Genomic DNA, 18,400 nt, shown 5'->3' on the forward strand with positions numbered 1-18,400 from the left:
CATGCCCCTCATTGCAACGCACTGAGCATTCCCGGCATGAAGAAATTTCGCAGCAACTGGTTCCGCGTCGCCGTCGAAGGCGCCACCTCGGACAAACGCACCATCAAACGCGACTGGCTGGAACAGGCCGCGAAGAACTTCAACCCCTCCACCTACGGGGCCCGCATCTGGCTGGAGCATTTCCGCAGCCTGCTGCCGGACAGCCCGTTCAAGGCTTACGGCGACGTCCTCGCGGTGAAGACCGAAGAAATCGACATCAACGGCCAAAAGAAACTGGCCCTGTTCGCTCAGGTCGAGCCCACCGCCGACCTGATCGCAATGAACAAGGCCAAGCAAAAGATCTACACATCAATCGAAATCGACGACAGCTTTGCCGACACCGGGGAGGCCTACATCGTCGGTCTGGCCGTGACGGACTCCCCCGCCAGCCTTGGCACCGACGTGCTCGCCTTCTCGGCGCAGAAGCCCGACATCAGCCCCTTCAAAGACCGGCACTACTCCGCAACCTCGATGTTCACCGAGGCCGTCGAAGCCGAACTGACATTCGAAGAGTTTGAAGAAAAGCCCAGCCTCGGCGCCCAGCTCTTCAGCAAGGTGCAAACCCTGCTCAAAGGCAAACAGGCCAAGGATGACAGCGAGTTCGCCCAGATCGGCCAAGCCGTCGAAACCCTCGCCGAACACGTCAAAGACTTGCCCGACCAACTGGCCGCGGAGAAACAGTTTTCCGCAGAACTGAAAACGCAGCTCGACCGGTTGGCCAAGGACTTCACCGAACTGAAAACCAAGCTCTCGACCACCCAGGACCACAACCAAAAGACACGCCCTCCCGTCACTGGCGGCGGAAACCACGTCATGACCGACTGCTGACACCAAGGACGACTTCCATGCGCAACGACACCCGCAACCTCTTCAACGCCTACCTCGGCCAGTTGACCAAACTGCACGGCGTACCCGACGTCACCACCAAATTCGCCACCGCCCCCAGCGTCACCCAAACGCTGGAAACCCGCATGCAGGAATCCAGTCAGTTCCTCAGCGCGATCAACATCTACGGTGTCACCGAGCAGATGGGCGAGAAGATCGGCATGGGCATCGGCGGGCCGAACGCCGGGACCACCGACACCACCCAGAAGGACCGAGAAACCACCGACATCACCACCCTCGATGACCGCGGCTACTTTTGCTCGCAGACCAACTTCGACACCCACCTGCGCTACAGCAAGCTGGATGCCTGGGCCAAGTTCCCCGACTTCCAGGCACGCATCCGAGACGCCATCCTGAAACGCCAGGCGCTGGACCGCATCCTGATCGGCTGGAACGGCACCAGCCGCGCCGCCACCTCAAACCCGGCGACTAACCCACTGCGCCAGGACGTCAACATCGGTTGGCTGCAAAAAATGCGCACCGAAAACGCCGCGCGGGTGATGAAGGAAATCGTTGAAGGCTCGGGCAAGATCGCCATCGGCGCCGGCAAAGACTTCACCAACCTCGACGCCCTGGTGTTCAGCATGGTCGAAGAGTTCATCGCGCCCTGGTACCAGGAAGATCCAGACCTGGTGGTGATCTGCGGCCGCCAACTGTTGGCCGACAAATACTTCCCGATCATCAACAAGGACAACGCCCCGAGCGAGATGCTGGCCGCCGACATCGTTACCAGCCAGAAACGCCTGGGCAACTTGCCGGCGGTGCGCGTGCCGTATTTCCCGGCACGAGGGTTGCTGGTGACCAAGCTCGAAAACCTGTCGATCTACTGGCAGGAAGGCAGCCGCCGTCGCACCGTCCTCGACAACGCCAAACGCGACCGCATCGAGAACTACGAGTCGGTCAACGACGCCTACGTGATCGAGGACCTGGAATGCGCCGCTCTCGCTGAAAACATCGAAATCGCATCCTAAGGCAGACGACCATGACCAACCCCTGCCGTCATCACTTCCTGCGCGTCACGGCCGCCATTGAGGCGGCCGCGGTCGAACCCAACCAGACCATGGCCGGCGCGACCGCCTACGAACATCAGCTCAACCAGCTGCTGCAAGACCGCCTGCGCCTGAAACAGATCCAGTCGAATCAGGGCAAGGCCGAACTCAAACGCCAATTGTTGCCGGACTACATGCCCTATGTGCAAGGCGTTCTGGAAGCTGGGCTCGGTGCCCAAGACGAAGTGCTGACCACCATCATGGTCTGGCGCTTCGATGCCGGCGACTTCAGCGGCGGCCTCGACATCGCCGAGTACGTGCTGAAACACAAGATGGTCATGCCGGATCGCTTCGCCCGCACGTTGGGCTGCCTGGTCGCCGAAGACATCGCCACGGCGGCCTTGAGCGCCCAGAAGGTCAGCGAATCGTTCGACCTGGCCACCCTGCATCGCGCTGCCGAACTGACCGACACCGAAGACATGCCAGATCAGGCCCGCGCCAAGCTGTTCCTCGCCATGGGCCGCGCCACTCTGGAATGCCTCACCGAAGAACAGCCCGGCCAACCGGGTCAAGTTCAGGCTGGCATCGACCTGCTGAAAAAAGCCATCGAACTACACGACGCCTGCGGTGGCAAAAAAGATCTGGAGCGGGCCGAACGCCTGCTCAACAAACTCGCCGCCACTGGCGGCTAACCGAGCGTCCCCACGCACCCCGCCGGCTCGGGGCGGATCGGCCAGGCCATGTACCTGAACGTGAAGCCCCGACCACCGGCGACCTATTGCAGAGTGCAGCGCAATGAGCGGATTCATCGCGGGCGGCAAGGCCCCCACCGGCCACATCAACACCGACCCATTCTGGCCGTCGATCAACCTGGACGACGTGCGCGGCACGCTGCGGATCGACGCCAGCGTCACCGCGATCCGGCTGGAAACCGCGACCATCGCCGCCGCCATCAGCGTCAACCGCGAGCTCGCCGAGTGGCGCCGGACCCAACAGGCCGACGGCTACACCACCCTCACCGACGTCCCCGCCGATCGGGTCAAAAACGTATCGCAGTTCGTCCACCTGTACCAACGGGCGATCTATGCCGCAACCGGTGCCGAAATCTGCGAGCGCTACCGCTCCTACGACAGCACCAACAGCGGCCACCAGAACGCCGACGACCTCACCCCCAGCATCGACGAACTGCGCCGCGACCAACGTTGGGCCGTGCGTGACTTCCTCGGCCTCGGCCGCACCACCGTGGAGTTGATCTGATGCCCGTCACCGTTCGCGCCCAACAAAACGACACCGTCGATGCCCTCTGCTGGCGGCATTACGGCCGGACCGCTGGCGTGACCGAAGCCGTACTTCAAGCCAATCCCGGGCTCGCCGACCACGGCCCGACATTGCCCCAGGGCCTGACCGTGCAAATGCCCGAAACACAAACCGCCGCCCCGCAAAGGCAGATGGTGAACCTATGGGACTGACCCATTGCAACCACGCCTAGACCAAGGAAGGAAACACATGCCCGAACGTCCCGACACCTGGGCCTGGCTCGCCGCTTGGCTCGAACAACACTGGCCCACCCTGTACGCCGGCCTCCTGGCCCTGATCATCGCCGCCCTTCGGATCATGTACGGCGGTGGCACTTGGCGCCGTATCGCCATCGAAGCTCCGCTCTGCGGCGCCTTGGCATTGGCCGCCAGCCATGGCCTACCGTTGCTCGGTGTTTCCGCGTCCACTGCGCCTTTTTTTGGTGGCATCATCGGCCTGCTCGGCGTGGAAGGAACCCGCGCTGCAGCCAGGAAATTTTTCATTCGCAAGGAAGCCTCACGATGATTTCATTACGTCACGGCGACCGCTCGCAAGCGGTGCGCCACCTGCAAACCACCCTGAACACTAATGGCGCCCGTCTGATCGTTGACGGGCACTACGGCGACACCACCGAAGCGGCCGTACGTGCCTATCAGCTGAGCATTGGTCTAGTGGCCGATGGCATCGCCGGTCCCAAAACACAGGCAGCGCTCGCCGGCAATGACTGCCAGCAACTGCTGAAAAACGTCGACCTGGTCAACGCCGCGAAACGTCTCGACGTGCCGCTGGCTGCCGTCTACGCGGTCAACGAAATCGAGTCGAAGGGCATGGGTTTTCTCGACATCGGCAAGCCGGTGATCCTGTTCGAACGTCACATCATGTACCGCCAGCTTTCGAAAGTTCGCCATGAAAGCGATAACCTCACCGACCTCAAACGCCGCGCCGATCAACTCGCCGCCGCTCACCCGGGCATCGTCAACCCGAAAGCCGGTGGCTACGTCGGCGGCAATGCCGAGCATCAACGGCTGGGCAGCGCCCGCGTGCTTCACGACATTGCCGCCCTGGAGTCCGCTTCCTGGGGCGCTTTCCAAATTATGGGCTTTCACTGGAAACGCCTGGGCTATGCCGGCGCGCAAGACTTCGTCGCAGCCATGAGCACAAACGAATCGCAGCAGTTCGATGCGTTCGTACGCTTCATCGAAACCGAACCGGCGTTGTACAAGGCATTGAAGGCACGCAAATGGGCCGAGTTTGCCAAGCTCTACAACGGACCGGACTACCAACGGAACCTGTACGACATCAAGCTTCAGCGCGCCTATCAGCGGCATGAGGACTGCGGTTGTGGTCAGTTGGTGGCCGCATGATCGGCCTGTACATCGCCTATTTCGACCTTAGCCCCGCAGGCAACCATGAACAAACCTGATAGCTTGCGCACGCATCTGCTAGCCACCATTGCCGAACTCCAGCACAACCCTGACCGATTGTTGATCTTCATCGACAACGGCAAGGTGCGCTGCACCGCAGCGGCGAGCCTGTCGTTCGAATACAGCTTCGACCTGCAGATCATCCTGACCGACTTCGCCGGCCACCCCGACAGCGTTATGCTGCCCCTGCTCGGTTGGCTGAGCGTGCATCAGTCCGAGTTGCTGGAGAACCTGAACAAGTCCGCCGACGGCATCCGGTTCGAGGCGGATATTCTCGACAACAGCAAAGTGGATATGAGTTTGACACTGCCGCTGACTGAACGTGTGGTGGTGGGCAAGGATGACGAAGGCAACACCACCATTCGCCATCCAGGTGAACCACAGCGGGTCGCAGCGTTCCTCCATCCGAACTGGGTACCCGGTGCCCAAGGCGCCGGTAGCGAATGGGCAGTCCCGCAATGACCAATCGCCTGGAAGCGCTGGAGGATTGGGCGGCCGGCCTGCTCGAGCAACTTGATCCGGCATCGCGCAATCGGCTGACTCGTAGCCTTGGCCGGGCTTTACGACGCAGCCAGCAGCAACGAATCCTAGTCCAGCGCAACCCGGACGGGAGCAAGTACGCACCGCGCAAACAGCGCAATCTGCGGGGGAAGCAAGGGCGTGGAAAACGGAAGGTTCAGATGTTCCAGAAGATACGCTCAGCGCGTTTTTTGAAGGTTCAGTGTGACGGCAACGCTATCAGCATCGGTTTCGCAGGCCGAATTGCATCTATTGCAATGGTGCACCAATACGGTCTGAACGACCGTGCCGAACGCACCGCCAAACTTTCAAGATACAAGCAACGTAAATTGCTTGGACTTGAAGGCTCCGACCTAGATCTGATTCGCGATGGAGTTCTCATTCATCTCACTCGCTGAAAAGTACAGCAAAAATATCGTGCAAAGGAAAAACTCTCAGCATATATTGCCATGATAGCGCAACGACACCATAAGGATATATTAATGTTACAAAGTGTTCGAGTTCAGCGATTCAAGTCAATTTCAGATGCGACCATCTCTCTGGGCAACGTAACTTTACTTGTCGGCCCAAACAACGCCGGGAAAAGTTCTTTATTACACGCTATCCAGTTCGCAGTTTCTGTCGCTCAAAGCTTAAGACTTGACAATGTTTCGTTATGGGATGGAGACAATCTCTCAGGAAGTTTATCTGCACAACAACTTGTTTATACGCCGTTAAGAGATGTTCACGCACTAGCTCCTGGAGGAAAACTACGGCAAGACGCAAATCAAGCCATTGAAGTGCTCCTAACAACAAGCGATCTTTCTTCTTCTACCATACAAGTGCGTCGAGGCAGAAATAAAAATATTGCCGTAAACATCCAAGGCAGCCAATTAGGCTCTCGATTGGAGCAAATGGAACATCCTTACAGCGTAGTAGCGCCAGGACTTGCTGGTATACCAGCATATGAAGAGTATCGCTCACCCGGCATAGTTCAACGTGCAGCTGCAAAAGGTGATGCAAACGGTGTATTCAGAAATATTCTTTGGTTACTAAAACAAGATACGCCAGCGTGGCAACAATTTCAGACTCGGCTAGGAACTATTTTTTCAGGACTCGAGATCGATGTTGTATTTGATGCAAGCGTTGACGAGGTCATTTCTGCCATTGTGATTAAGGAAGATGGAAATCTACCCATAGACTCTTGCGGCACAGGCGTTCTACAGGCAATTCAAACTCTAGCTTATATAGGAGTTTATAAACCTCAGCTCCTGATTCTCGACGAGCCAGACTCTCACCTACATCCAGACAACCAGCGCAGACTTGCGCGCTTACTCAGCGAACTCAGCTCAACAACACAAATGCAAGTTATCATATCAACTCATTCTCGACATTTCCTTGATGAGTTCTCTAAACTTGACGCTATTATCCATTGGTTCTCGGGTGGTCAACCGCATCCGGAAAATAGCGATCGAGTATCCGTTCTCTTGGGGCTAGGAGCTCTGGATGCAGGTGATAAATTAAGGAACGGAAATACTCCTTTAGTTGTACTTACTGAAGACTCTCTTATGGGAAACCTAAAGAAAGTGCTGCAATCTTCTGGCCTGGGCGACGATATATGTGATGTGTGGTCATATGCGGGCTGCAGCAATGTTCAGTCCGCGAAGGTGCTTGGAAACTTTATTCGAGAGCATGCGCCAGGCACTAGAGTTTTAGTTCATCGAGATCGCGACTACATGAGTGACGAGAGCGCGGCTCAATACGCCCAAGATTTGCACGCAGCGGGTCTGGATGTTTTTCTGACTACCGGAACTGATGTAGAAAGTCATCTTCTCAGCGCTGAACATTTATTTGAAATCGCCCCCGAAATCACAAGAGATCAGTTAGAAGAATTAATAATCGAGGCGACAGAAGAAGCTCGTGAAAAATCCGTTGAGAAATGTATCAACCATCGAATGATGGAAGCACAACGAGCACGAAATAGAGGCGGTTCGGAACCTAACGCTGGAAGAATAGCAGCAGAATCAAATCGAGATTATCTCGCCAACCCAAGCCGATACAGATATGGCAAAGGTGTACTCGGGTTAGTTAAATCAAAGATACAACAACGTCTTGGTCGAAATATAGAACTATCACAAGCCTCAGCCGGACTATCTGTTGAACAGTTACGAAGAATTGCCACAGAAATAAATCCGCCAGCTTAAGTGTCATTCTGAACAATATGGCTCGCATGGATGCCAGCCATATTACCCAACCGAAACAGGTTACCCCTCACCACTTTCTAATTGTAAAGTTTCAAACTACAACCTTTCACAGCTGAGAGCTTATTCATAATGCGTCACTATTGACGCCATGAACGACTCCGCCACCCTTGCCCGCATGATCGCAAACCTCATCCGCTTCGGCACCATCGCCGATATACAGATGAGGCCCCCACGCGTGCAAGTCAATACCGGCACGCTGACTACCGGCTGGCTCCCTTGGATTGCCCCGCGAGCAGGTGCCGACCGCGAGTGGAACCCGCCAACCGTGAACGAACAGGTCATCCTATTCAGCCCCTCTGGCCAGCTCGGCAACGGCGTTGTCCTCACCGGCCTGTTCAGCGATCACATCCCCGCCAACGGCGACCGCGAAGGCCTGCACCGCCGCACTTACCGTGACGGCGCTGTCATCGAATACGACAGCATCACCCACCACCTGAACGCCACCCTGCCCGAGAAAGGCACCACCAACCTGACCAGCAAGGGCGGCATCAACATCGTTGGCCCAATCACCCACGAAGGTGACTACACCCAAATCGGCAATCAAACCATCACCGGAAAAATCACTGCATCAGTGGACGTAGTCGCAGCCAACATCAGCCTGGTCAAACACCCGCACGGCGGCGTGATGTCTGGCGGCGGCATCACAGGACAGCCGCAATGAACCGAGAAACCGGCGCCGCCATCGACCTGGTCGAACACATCACCCAGTCCGTCACCGACATCCTGACCACACGCCTCGGCACCCGCGTCATGCGCCGAGAGTACGGCAGCTTGTTACCCGAACTGGTGGACCAGCCGTTCAACGACTTCATCCGTTTACAGGCCTACGCCGCCACCGTCATGGCGCTAATGCGCTGGGAACCGCGCATCAGCCTCAGTCGCGTGCAGTTACTCGGCGCCACATTGGCAGGCCAATCGACCCTGGACCTTGAGGGCAGCATTGTCGATACCAACGAGCCGCTGAGTCTCAGTGTTCCTCTGCGTTTGGGAGGCAGCGTTTGAATACCTTCGTCGCCATCGACCTGAGCCAGCTCCCGGCACCGCAGGTCGTCGAACAGATCGATTACGAGCAGATCCTTGCCGAGCGCAAGGCCTATGCCATCAGCCTTTGGCCAGCCGAGGAACAGTCCGAAATCGCGGCACGCCTGAACATGGAATCCGAACCGCTGACCAAACTGCTCGAGGAAAACGCTTACCGCGAAATGATCTGGCGTCAGCGGGTCAATGAGGCATCGGTGGCGAACATGCTCGCCCTGGCCAAGGGCGCCGACCTGGAGAACCTGGCCGCCAACTACAACGTCAAGCGCTTGGTCATTCAAGTCGCCAGCCCTTCAGCCATACCACCCATTCCAAAGCTGATGGAAAGCGACGACAGCCTGCGCGAACGTGCGCAGATGGCCTGGGAAGGTCTCAGCACCGCGGGCCCGCGCAACAGCTACATATTCCACGCACGTTCCGCCGACGGTCGTGTGGCCGACGCCACAGCAGAAAGTCCTAAACCCGCAGAAGCGGTCATCACCGTGCAATCGGCACTGGGCAATGGCAGCGCCTCGGCAGATCTGCTGGCCATCGTTAAAGCCTACCTGAGCGACGATGACCGCCGCCCGTTGGGCGACCGCTTAAGGGTTCAAAGCGCGCAGATCATCAACTATGAAATCAGCGCCGAACTCTACCTCTTAACATCGGGGCCAGAGTCAGAGCTGATCCTGAAAGCGGCCAAAGAACGGCTGCTGAAATTTGTTCATCAACGCCGTCGGCTGGGGCTGGAGATATCCGAATCCATCCTCCACGCCTCGCTGCATGTCGAGGGTGTGCGCAAAGTGGTGCTGGACGATTGGGACGACATTGTCGCCACTCCCTACCAGGCGCCGTACTGCACCGACATCGACCTGTCACTGGGGCTTGATGATGACTGACCTGTCACTGCTCCCGCGCAACGCCACGCCATTGGAACATCAAGCCGCTAAAGCCCTGGCCCAGATCCAACGCGTCCCCATCCCGCTGCGCCAGCTCTACAACCCAGACCTCTGCCCCGTGCCCTTACTGCCCTATCTGGCCTGGTCTTTCTCGGTAGACCGCTGGGACAGCCAATGGCCCGAAGCGGCCAAGCGTTCAGCCATCCGCTCCGCGTACTACATCCACTCGCGCAAAGGCACCCTCGGCTCACTGCGCCGCGTCGTCGAGCCGCTGGGATTTGTGATTGAAGTCGTGGAGTGGTGGCAGACCATCCCGCTCGGCCCCCGCGCCACGTTTGCCCTGAACATCAGCGTTTCCGAAACCGGCATCACCGAAGAGATGTACCAGGAACTGACCTGGCTCATCGACGACGCCAAGCCCCTCACCCGCCACCTGATCAGCCTCGACATCATTCTGGAAACCCGCGTCGATACCTATGCCGCAGTGGCCATCGATGACGGCGACGAAATCGATGTGTATCCGTGGGTAAACCCGGACATCGATGTGTTCGTTCAGGGCTATGGCGGTGCCAGCATTTACACCCTCGACGAACTGGATGTGTACCTTCATGGTTGATAAGAACACCCTTTTCGGCGGCATGCTCACCACCCTCGGAGCCGCCAAGAAAACCAACTGCGACGCCCTCGGCATTCCTTGGGAGCCGAGTTATATGCTGATCGGTGATGCGTACGGCGATGATCCGGTACCGGATCCGTCACAGACACGGCTGATCCATCAGGTACATCGTGCGCAGCTCAATCAATTGCGCGTCTCCCCCACCGATTCGAATGTGTTGATTGCCGAAGTGGTGTTGCCTCCTGAAGTGGGCGGCTGGTGGATGACGGAACTGGCCCTTGAAGATAAGGACGGCGTGTTTTCAGCAGTGGCGAATCTGGCGCCCAGCTATAAACCGCTGCTGGCCCAAGGATCGGGGCGCAATCAGGTGGTGCGGATGCACATCATCACCAATGGCACCGCCAACATTCAGTTGAAAATTGACCCCTCTGTAGTGCTCGCAACCCGTGACTTTGTAGAGCGTTCTCTACGAAATGCACATGCGCGCCCCTACACCCTGATTCGCGAAAGGAAAACCCTCACCTCCGAACACATGGGCTTGGTACTCTGCGATGCCAGCAAGAGTGCCGTGACGATAAGACTCCCGCCCTCTGATGCGAAACTCGCTAGGCGAGAAATTCTGATACGTCGCAAAGACCATTCCGGACATCGACTTGTTGTTGAAGCCAACGGAACAGATCGCATCCTGTTTCATACGCATCTTTCCGATAACGGCTATTCGTTTCTGACACTGATGGGCACAGGCGATTGGTGGCACTTGTGCGCTGACGGATTGGGTCACTGGTGGCCCCTCGGGCGCCTGGATACGCTACCGCTGGGCCATCCGGTTTTTGAAACCACTACCAAATTCAGCCCCGGCGGTTACGCCGCACTGAACCGTCGAACGTTTCAACGCTTGGAGTGGCCTTGGCTTTGGGATCACGCCCAGCAATCAGGAATGCTCAGCACCGAGCAACACAGCATAGGCAACGAAGGTGGATGGACTGTTCAAGACGACGGAATGACCTTTCGCGGGCCAGAAGGCCGGGGGGAGTTTCTTAGAATTCTCGACGACTCACGCAACGTTGATGCAGGACGCACACCAGGTACTTGGCAAAAGGGTACGAGGCAAACCTACAGCTTCATGGCTGACGGCGCGACCCAACTAGTAACGGGCCTCGGTCAAGATGAGCAGAAACAAGCTCACGACATTCACGGCCTCGACCTGGGTGAAATGTCGAACTACAGAGGGAGCATATTGGCGGGTGAGTATTCCGGCATAACGCAAATCAGGCAAATCGGTACGGTTGGAGTAACACGACCTCGAAACATTGCCTACCCCGGACGGATCAAAATCATTTGAGAGCAGCCATGAAGAATTACTTGATCGATAACGCCGGTGTTTTGGTAGGGCCGGTCGAATTTCCCGTCGTTCCAGGCCTTGGACTCGAGTTACCCAGCAATGCTGTTCATCTGCCGAAGACGCTGGAGAATGCAAAGCCAGGCTATGTCTGGGTTTTGGTTGATGGCTTGCCTGAGCAGAGGGTGGATCATCGCGGTCTCGTCTACCGGACAAACAACGGCGAATCGCTGCTATGGCATGAAGTGGGCGAACTGCCCGACTCCGTTACTACAAAACCTTGGCCAGGTACCCATTACCACTGGACAGGTGATGATTGGTTGCTCGATCAGTCAGCAGTTTTGGCGGAAAAAAAGGCACACGTACTATTGGAGCGTGACACCTTGATGCAACACGCCCAACTGCGCATCGCTCCGCTGCAATATGCCGAACAACTGCAGTTGATTACATCGGATGAACAGGCAGCTTTACTGGGCTGGATGCGTTATTGCGTTGAACTCAATCGCCTTGAACAGCAACCCGGATTCCCTGTGAATACCGAGTGGCCAGCGTCTCCAACGGACAAGCATTGACCTCATTCACGATGCTACTTGGTACTTTGTTAGCCTGCCCGATACAATCGCCGCGGCTCGTCAACGAGTGATGAGCGCGGCAGCCTGTGTGGTGTCCTTTATCACCACGCAGATCAGCCATGTCCGACTATCTTCACGGCGTGCGCGTCATCGAACTCAACGATGGCTCACGCCCCATCCGCACCATCCCCACTGCCGTGATCGGCATGGTGTGCACCGCCGACGATGCCGACGCGACAGTCTTCCCGTTTGACACCCCAGTCCTGATCACCAGCGTCCAGACCGCCATCGGCAAAGCCGGTGTGAAAGGCACCCTCGCCGCCAGCCTGCAAGCCATTGCCGACCAGACCAAGCCCTACGTCATCGTGGTACGTGTCAAGGAAGGTCAGGATGAAGCCGAGACCACCAGCGCCCTGATCGGCACCACCACCGAAACCGGCAAGTACACCGGGATGAAAGCCCTGCTGGCCGCTAAATCGCGGCTCGGTCTGGTACCGCGCATTCTGGGTGTCCCAGGCTTGGACACCCTACCCGTCGCCACCGCACTCGTGTCCATCGCCCAGCAATTGCGGGCGTTCAGTTATGTCAGCGCCTGGGGCTGCAACACCAAGGAGGAAGCGGTCGCCTATCGCAAGCATTTCGGCGCCCGAGAAGTCATGGTCATCTGGCCGGATTTCCTCAGCTGGGACACCGCCACCAACAAGACCGTCAACGCCACGGCCGTTGCTCGCGCACTTGGATTGCGCGCCAAGATCGATCAGCAAACCGGTTGGCACAAAACCCTTTCCAACATCGCCGTCAACGGTGTCACCGGCATCAACGCCGACGTGTTCTGGGACCTGCAAAACCCCGCCACCGATGCCAACTACCTCAACAGTCAAGAGGTCACCACGCTGATCAATGAGGGCGGTTTGCGCTTCTGGGGCAGCCGCACCTGCAGCGACGATCCGTTGTTTGCTTTCGAGAGTTATACCCGCACCGCGCAGGTGCTGGCCGACACCATGGCCGGCACGCAGATGTGGGCCATGGACAAGCCGCTGCACGCCTCCCTGGTGCGCGACATGATCGAAGGCGTCAACGCTGAGTTCCGAAGCAAGGTGTCCGCTGGTTACCTGATCGGCGGAAGTTGCTGGTACCCCGAAGATATCAACACCAAGGACACCCTCAAGGCCGGCAAGCTCTGGCTTGATTACGACTACACGCCGGTCCCGCCGCTGGAAGACCTCACCCTGCGCCAGCGCATCACCGACCGCTACCTCATCAACTTCGCCAGCCAGATCAATCGCTAACCGGAGAACAGCGCCATGGCCATGCCGCGCAAACTTAAAAACCTCAACTTGTTCAACGATGCCAACAGCTATGTCGGCGTCGTGAAGTCGGTCACCTTGCCGCCCCTGGGACGCAAGATGGAAGCCTATCGCGGCGGTGGCATGAATGGTCCCGTGAAGGCCGACCTGGGCTTCTCCGACGACGGCATCCAGTTCGAATGGAAGACCGGCGGCCTCGATCTGATCTCCCTGCGCCAATTCGGCGCCGTCAATGCCTCGGGCATTGCGCTGCGCTTTGCCGGCTCGTTTCAGCAGGACGACACCGGCGATGTCAGCGCCGTGGAGGTGGTCCTGCGCGGTCGCCACGAAACCATCGAAATGGGTGACCACGAACCCGGCGAAGACACCGAACACAGCATCACCACCACCTGTTCCTACTACAAGCTGATCGTCGACAACGAAGACATCATCGAGATCGACTTGCTCAACTTCATCGAGAAGGTCAACGGCGTCGATCTGCTGGAAAAGCAGCGCGCCGCTATTGGCCTTTAACCCTTCCGCAGCTATCTGGAAAACCTTATGCAGACCGTCGAAATTCAACCACTCGCCGAAGACAACACCGTCACCCTCGACACGCCGATCACTCGCGGCAAGACCACCATCGACACCCTCACCTTACGTAAACCACAGGCCGGCGAACTGCGCGGCGTGCAGTTGGTGGAGTTGTTGAACATGGACGTGGCCACCCTGATCAAGATCCTGCCGCGCCTCACCAGCCCCGGCATCACCGCCCCGGAAGCCGCCGGTATGGACCCGGCCGACCTGCTCGCCTGTGGCAGCAAGATTTCTGGTTTTTTGTTGCAGAAGTCGGTGAAGACGGACGCCTCCCTCGTTGCGTAGAGGACGCCATGGCCGACCTGGCCGTGGTCTTTCATTGGGCGCCGGCTGATATGGATCAGTTGGGCCTGCAAGAGCTGATGGAATGGCGCGAGCGCGCCAGGGTGCGGAGCGTCGCCGATGGCGAATGATTTAAAACTTCGGGTGCTGCTAAACGCCATCGACAAGGCCACGCGGCCGCTGAGGGCGATCAACAACGAGAGCATCGGCGCCGCTCGTGCACTCAAGGACGCCCGCGACCGGCTCAAGGCCCTCAACGCCCAACAGAAAGATGTCAGTGCCTGGCGTACGCAACGCGCTGCGGCGCAGCAGACCGAGCAGGCACTGAACGCCGCCCGCGAGAAAGTCAAAACACTCAGTCAGCAGATTGCCGCGACCGGCGCGCCGACCAAGGCCATGACCAAGGACTTCCGCACTGCCGTGCGTGAAGCGCAGAAACTCAAACAGCAGCATCAACAACAGGGCGAACAGCTCCAAGGCTTGCGCACCCGCTTGCAGGCCGCCGGGCTCAGCACCAAAAACCTTGGCAACCATGAGCATCAACTACGCGAGCAAGTCCGCGCCACCAACCACAGCATCACCGAACAAACCAATCGACTGGCCGCGTTGACCGCTCAACAGAGACGCTTGGCAGCGGCGCGTGCAACCTTTGATAAATCCAGACACCTCGCCAGCGACATGGCCGGCAAAGGCGCCACCGCCGTAGCCGGCGGCGGTGCAACGCTGTATGCGGGTGCCAAGCTGATGACGCCGGGCATCGACTTCGACGCCAGCATGAGTAAAACGCAGGCTATCTCCCGACTGGGAAAAGACTCAGAAGCGCTCGCGGCGTTGCGCAAGCAAGCGCGGGAACTGGGCGGCTCAACGCAATTCACCGCCGGCCAGGCCGCCGACGCGCAGGGCTTTCTCGCCATGGCCGGCTTCGATCCTGCGGCCATCAAAGCCGCGATGCCAGGAATGCTCGATCTTGCGGCGGCCGGTGGTACCGAGTTGGCGCAGACCGCCGATATCGCCTCCAACATCCTCTCCGGACTCGGTATGCAGGCCGACCAGATGGGCAAACTGGGCGATGTGTTGGTGGGCACCTTCACCCGCTCCAACACCAACCTGCAGATGCTCGGCGAAACCATGAAGTACGCCGCGCCCATGGCCAAGACCTATGGCGTCGAACTTGAGGTGGCCGCTTCGATGGCGGGTAAATTGGGCGATGCCGGTTTGCAGGGCAGCATGGGCGGTACCGCACTCAGCACTATCATGAACCGCCTGGCCACCCCGCCCAAGGCCGCGGAAAAAGCCTTGGCCAAACTCAAGGTCACCACTGCCGATGCCCACGGCAACCTGCGCCCCTTGCCGGACATCCTCAAAGAGATCCACGACAAAACCAAAGACCTGGGCACTGCCGACAAAGGCGGGTTACTCAAAGCCATTTCCGGCGAGGAAGCGGTTAAAGGCATGGCGCAACTGGTCGAGCAGGCCGGCACCGGGGAGCTGCAAAAACTCATCGCGAGCCTGCGCCAAAGTCAGGGCGAAACAGCGCAAACGGCCTCAGTGATGGCCGACAACCTCAAGGGCGATCTGACGACCTTGAGCAGTGCCTGGCAGGACCTGGGCATCGAGTTGCAAGAGCAACAGGATGGGCCGTTGCGCGGGCTGATTCAGTCAGTCACCGAGATCATCCGCGGGGTCAAAAGCTGGGCCAGCGAAAACCCGAACCTCGCCGCTGGGCTCGTCAAAACCGTCGCCGTCATCGCCGCGCTGTCCATCGCCCTGGGCGGGTTGCTCATCACCGTGGCCAGCGTGCTACTGCCATTTGTGGCATTGCGTTTTATGTTCGCGCAATTGGGGATTCGGCTGCCCGGTTTGATCAGCCTGTTATGGAGCCTCGGCAGGTCAGTACTTCCGTTTGTGGGCAAAGCGCTGCTCATGGTCGGCCGTGCGCTGATGCTCAACCCCATCGGCCTGGCGATCACGGCCATCGCTGGCGGCGCCTACCTGATCTACAAAAACTGGGACGCGGTGAAGTCATATTTCACCGGCGCCTGGCGCGAAATCAAAGCCGGGTTCAGTGACGGAATCGGTGGAATTCTTAAAGTCCTGATCGACTTCAGCCCCATTGGCCTGATCTACCAGGCGTTTGCGGCGGTCATGAATTACTTGGGCATCGACCTGCCCAGGCGCTTTACCGAGTTCGGCGGCATGCTCATCGACGGCTTGGTGAACGGACTGAAAGCCAGCTTCGGCAAGCTCAAGAACGTCATGGGCGATATCAGCGACGCAACCATTGGCTGGTTCAAGGAAAAGCTCGGCATTCACAGTCCGTCGCGGGTGTTTGCCGAACTGGGTGGCTTCACCATGGCCGGCCTGGCGCAAGGTCTTCAGGACGGCCAGCGCGGCCCATTAGACGTCATCACCGACATCAGCAAGCAAATCACGTCCGCTGGTTCTATGGCATTGGGCATGACGTCTTTGCCCGGCATAACGGTCGATAGCCGTGCCCCAATCAGCAACGCCGGCAGTGCCGTTTACGACAGCCATGACACCTACGAAATCCACATCCCTGCAACGCCTGGCCTGGACGCACAAGCCATCGCCCGCGCCGTACGCGTCGAACTGACGCGCATTGAACGTGAGAAAAGCGCTCGTCAACGCAGCCGACTCGCCGACCTGGAGTAATCCCCATGATGCTTGCCCTGGGCATGTTCGTCTTCAGCCTTTCCACCGCTGCCTACCAGGAGCTGCAACGCCAGACCGATTGGCGACACGCCAGCAATAGCCGCATCGGCGCGGCGCCCGCGCGGCAATTCGTCGGCCGCGGTGAAGACGCGATCACCCTCCCCGGCGTCATCCTGCCGGAACTGGCCGGCAGCCCCCTCAGCCTCGACGCGCTGCGCCTGATGGCCAACACCGGCAAGGCCTGGCCCGTGGTCGAGGGCAGCGGTCGAATTTACGGCTTATGGGTTATCGAAAGCCTGAGCGAGACCAAGACATTTTTCTTCCGCGACGGCACCCCGCGCCGCATCGAATTCACCCTCAGCCTCAAACGCATCGATGACGACCGGATCGACCTGATCGGCGCCGGCACTCGCGCAGGCATTAGCATCATGAGGTCGTTGCTGTGATCGATGCAGCCCTGTCCCGAGTCACCGGTTTTCTGGATGACGCCGTCGAACGCTACCGCCGCGAAGCCGGGTATCCAGTGCCGGCGTTCCGCATCACAGTGGATGGCAACGACATCGCCAAACTGATCAGCCCGCGGCTGATGGGCCTGGAGCTGACCGACAACCGCGGCATCGAAGCCGATCAGTTGAGCCTTACCCTCAGCGACCATGACGGCCTGCTGGCCATCCCACCCACAGGCGCGATCATTCGGCTCTGGCTGGGATGGAGCGATACCGGCCTGGTGGACAAGGGCACCTACACCGTCGATGAAACCGAACACAGCGGCGCGCCCGACGTGCTGAGCATCCGCGCCCGATCGGCTGACCTGCGCAAAGGCCTGAAGGCCAAACGCGAACGCAGCTGGAGCAACACCACCCTCGGCGACGTGCTGGGCGACATCGCGCTGAGCCACGGTCTGACCGCGAACATTGCCGGCGCTCTTGAAAGCTTGCCCATCCTGCAGCTCGACCAGGCTAACGAGTCCGACGCCAACCTGATCTGCCGCATCGGCGAAGAATTCGATGCGGTAGTCACCATCAAGGCCGGCTGCCTGCTGTGCCTCCCAGCGGGCGGCGGCAAGACCGCCAGCGGCGTCGAACTGCCGCACATCACCCTCACCCGCGCCGACGGTGACCAACACCGCTACCTGCAAGCCGACCGCGACAGCTACGACGGCGTGCGCGCCTACTTCTACGACGTGAACAGCGCCAAGAAACAGGAAGCCATCGCCGGCGGCGGCGAAAACCTCAAGGACTTGCGCCACACCTACAGCGATCGGCAATCAGCCTTGCGTGCTGCCCGGGCCGAGTTCAATCGCCTGCAACGCGGCAGCGCCACCCTCAGTTACACGCTGGCACTGGGACGGCCGGACCTGATTCCCGAACTGACTTACACGCTCCAGGGCGTGAAGGACGAGATCGACGCAATCATCTGGTACGGCGGTAACGTGCAGCACACCCTCAGCGCGGACAGCGGCTACACCGTCAGCCTGGAGCTGGAGAGCAAGCTACCGGAAGACACCGTCGAAGATCTGGCCGAAGAGGACAAGGGTGACTTCACCGGCATTGTTGCCTATTACCGCGACAAGAAAACCGGGAAGGAGAAGACCGTGACGGCTGGTGATCAGAGCAAGCCGAAGCGGTTGCGATGGTTGTATTCCACTGAGAAAGCGGCGAAGCGGGCGATGGATCGAGAGTGGAAACGGATGCAGGCAGAAAAAACATAACTGATTAACAACT

The 18,400-nt window shown here is 58.8% G+C and carries 23 protein-coding genes; all 23 read left to right on the forward strand.

Annotated elements, in window-relative coordinates; all coding sequences use genetic code 11:
- Positions 1 to 36: 36 nt before the first annotated feature.
- The 23 genes from DFS28_RS13205 (at position 37) to DFS28_RS13315 (ending at position 18,387) form a co-directional block, all read left to right on the forward strand.
- The gene (locus DFS28_RS13205; RefSeq protein ID WP_111450146.1) at positions 37 to 867 is read left to right on the forward strand and encodes a GPO family capsid scaffolding protein; all 831 of its coding nucleotides are present in this window, start codon (positions 37 to 39) and stop codon (positions 865 to 867) included.
- 17 nt (positions 868 to 884) lie between these two features.
- Positions 885 to 1,895: a phage major capsid protein, P2 family gene (locus DFS28_RS13210; RefSeq protein WP_111450147.1), complete on the forward strand. Its 1,011-nt coding sequence runs from the start codon at positions 885 to 887 to the stop codon at positions 1,893 to 1,895.
- Between the two features lie 11 nt (positions 1,896 to 1,906).
- A complete protein-coding gene (locus DFS28_RS13215) occupies positions 1,907 to 2,605 on the forward strand; it encodes a terminase endonuclease subunit (RefSeq protein ID WP_111450148.1) in 699 nt (232 codons plus the stop codon).
- A gap of 103 nt (positions 2,606 to 2,708) precedes the next feature.
- Positions 2,709 to 3,170 carry a head completion/stabilization protein gene (locus DFS28_RS13220; protein ID WP_111450149.1) on the forward strand — a complete coding sequence of 154 codons (462 nt, stop codon included), beginning with the start codon at positions 2,709 to 2,711 and terminating at the stop codon, positions 3,168 to 3,170.
- Positions 3,170 to 3,382 carry a tail protein X gene (locus DFS28_RS13225; RefSeq protein WP_111450150.1) on the forward strand — a complete coding sequence of 71 codons (213 nt, stop codon included), beginning with the start codon at positions 3,170 to 3,172 and terminating at the stop codon, positions 3,380 to 3,382. The genes DFS28_RS13220 and DFS28_RS13225 overlap by 1 nt, the downstream gene beginning before the upstream one ends.
- A gap of 37 nt (positions 3,383 to 3,419) precedes the next feature.
- Entirely contained in the window at positions 3,420 to 3,734 is a 315-nt protein-coding gene (locus DFS28_RS13230) for a phage holin, lambda family (protein WP_111450151.1), read from the forward strand.
- On the forward strand, positions 3,731 to 4,573 hold the full coding sequence (locus DFS28_RS13235) for an N-acetylmuramidase family protein (RefSeq protein WP_111450152.1): 843 nt from the start codon (positions 3,731 to 3,733) through the stop codon (positions 4,571 to 4,573). The genes DFS28_RS13230 and DFS28_RS13235 overlap by 4 nt, the downstream gene beginning before the upstream one ends.
- 45 nt (positions 4,574 to 4,618) lie before the next feature.
- The gene (locus tag DFS28_RS13240) at positions 4,619 to 5,095 is read left to right on the forward strand and encodes a phage tail protein (protein WP_111450153.1); all 477 of its coding nucleotides are present in this window, start codon (positions 4,619 to 4,621) and stop codon (positions 5,093 to 5,095) included.
- A complete protein-coding gene (locus DFS28_RS13245; RefSeq protein ID WP_111450248.1) occupies positions 5,092 to 5,550 on the forward strand; it encodes a phage virion morphogenesis protein in 459 nt (152 codons plus the stop codon). Before DFS28_RS13240 ends, DFS28_RS13245 begins: the two co-directional genes overlap by 4 nt.
- A gap of 84 nt (positions 5,551 to 5,634) precedes the next feature.
- Positions 5,635 to 7,335 (forward strand): AAA family ATPase, encoded by a 1,701-nt coding sequence (locus DFS28_RS13250; RefSeq protein WP_111450154.1) that lies wholly within the window; start codon positions 5,635 to 5,637, stop codon positions 7,333 to 7,335.
- A gap of 148 nt (positions 7,336 to 7,483) precedes the next feature.
- Complete coding sequence (locus DFS28_RS13255; protein ID WP_111450155.1) at positions 7,484 to 8,056, forward strand: phage baseplate assembly protein V; 573 nt, start codon at positions 7,484 to 7,486, stop codon at positions 8,054 to 8,056.
- A complete protein-coding gene (locus tag DFS28_RS13260; RefSeq protein WP_111450156.1) occupies positions 8,053 to 8,397 on the forward strand; it encodes a GPW/gp25 family protein in 345 nt (114 codons plus the stop codon). The genes DFS28_RS13255 and DFS28_RS13260 overlap by 4 nt, the downstream gene beginning before the upstream one ends.
- Positions 8,394 to 9,311, forward strand: a complete 918-nt coding sequence (locus DFS28_RS13265) for a baseplate assembly protein (RefSeq protein WP_111450157.1) — start codon at positions 8,394 to 8,396, stop codon at positions 9,309 to 9,311. The genes DFS28_RS13260 and DFS28_RS13265 overlap by 4 nt, the downstream gene beginning before the upstream one ends.
- Entirely contained in the window at positions 9,304 to 9,927 is a 624-nt protein-coding gene (locus tag DFS28_RS13270; protein ID WP_111450158.1) for a phage tail protein I, read from the forward strand. Before DFS28_RS13265 ends, DFS28_RS13270 begins: the two co-directional genes overlap by 8 nt.
- Complete coding sequence (locus DFS28_RS13275; RefSeq protein WP_111450159.1) at positions 9,920 to 11,269, forward strand: phage tail protein; 1,350 nt, start codon at positions 9,920 to 9,922, stop codon at positions 11,267 to 11,269. The genes DFS28_RS13270 and DFS28_RS13275 overlap by 8 nt, the downstream gene beginning before the upstream one ends.
- An 8-nt stretch (positions 11,270 to 11,277) precedes the next feature.
- The gene (locus DFS28_RS13280; RefSeq protein WP_111450160.1) at positions 11,278 to 11,838 is read left to right on the forward strand and encodes a tail fiber assembly protein; all 561 of its coding nucleotides are present in this window, start codon (positions 11,278 to 11,280) and stop codon (positions 11,836 to 11,838) included.
- Between the two features lie 119 nt (positions 11,839 to 11,957).
- Positions 11,958 to 13,127 carry a phage tail sheath protein gene (locus tag DFS28_RS13285; protein ID WP_111450161.1) on the forward strand — a complete coding sequence of 390 codons (1,170 nt, stop codon included), beginning with the start codon at positions 11,958 to 11,960 and terminating at the stop codon, positions 13,125 to 13,127.
- Positions 13,128 to 13,142: 15 nt separating this feature from the next.
- A complete protein-coding gene (locus DFS28_RS13290) occupies positions 13,143 to 13,658 on the forward strand; it encodes a phage major tail tube protein (protein WP_111450162.1) in 516 nt (171 codons plus the stop codon).
- Positions 13,659 to 13,685: 27 nt separating this feature from the next.
- Complete coding sequence (locus DFS28_RS13295) at positions 13,686 to 14,006, forward strand: phage tail assembly protein (protein ID WP_111450163.1); 321 nt, start codon at positions 13,686 to 13,688, stop codon at positions 14,004 to 14,006.
- A gap of 8 nt (positions 14,007 to 14,014) precedes the next feature.
- Positions 14,015 to 14,134, forward strand: a complete 120-nt coding sequence (locus tag DFS28_RS13300; RefSeq protein ID WP_111450164.1) for a GpE family phage tail protein — start codon at positions 14,015 to 14,017, stop codon at positions 14,132 to 14,134.
- Positions 14,124 to 16,676 (forward strand): phage tail tape measure protein, encoded by a 2,553-nt coding sequence (locus DFS28_RS13305; protein ID WP_111450165.1) that lies wholly within the window; start codon positions 14,124 to 14,126, stop codon positions 16,674 to 16,676. The genes DFS28_RS13300 and DFS28_RS13305 overlap by 11 nt, the downstream gene beginning before the upstream one ends.
- Positions 16,677 to 16,681: 5 nt before the next feature.
- Positions 16,682 to 17,122, forward strand: coding sequence for a phage tail protein (locus tag DFS28_RS13310; protein WP_111450166.1), 441 nt, complete (start codon positions 16,682 to 16,684; stop codon positions 17,120 to 17,122).
- Entirely contained in the window at positions 17,119 to 18,387 is a 1,269-nt protein-coding gene (locus DFS28_RS13315) for a phage late control D family protein (protein ID WP_111450167.1), read from the forward strand. Before DFS28_RS13310 ends, DFS28_RS13315 begins: the two co-directional genes overlap by 4 nt.
- Positions 18,388 to 18,400: the final 13 nt, after the last annotated feature.

The sequence above is a fragment of the Pseudomonas sp. 478 genome (assembly GCF_003254125.1).
In the GTDB taxonomy this organism is placed as follows: Bacteria; Pseudomonadota; Gammaproteobacteria; order Pseudomonadales; family Pseudomonadaceae; genus Aquipseudomonas.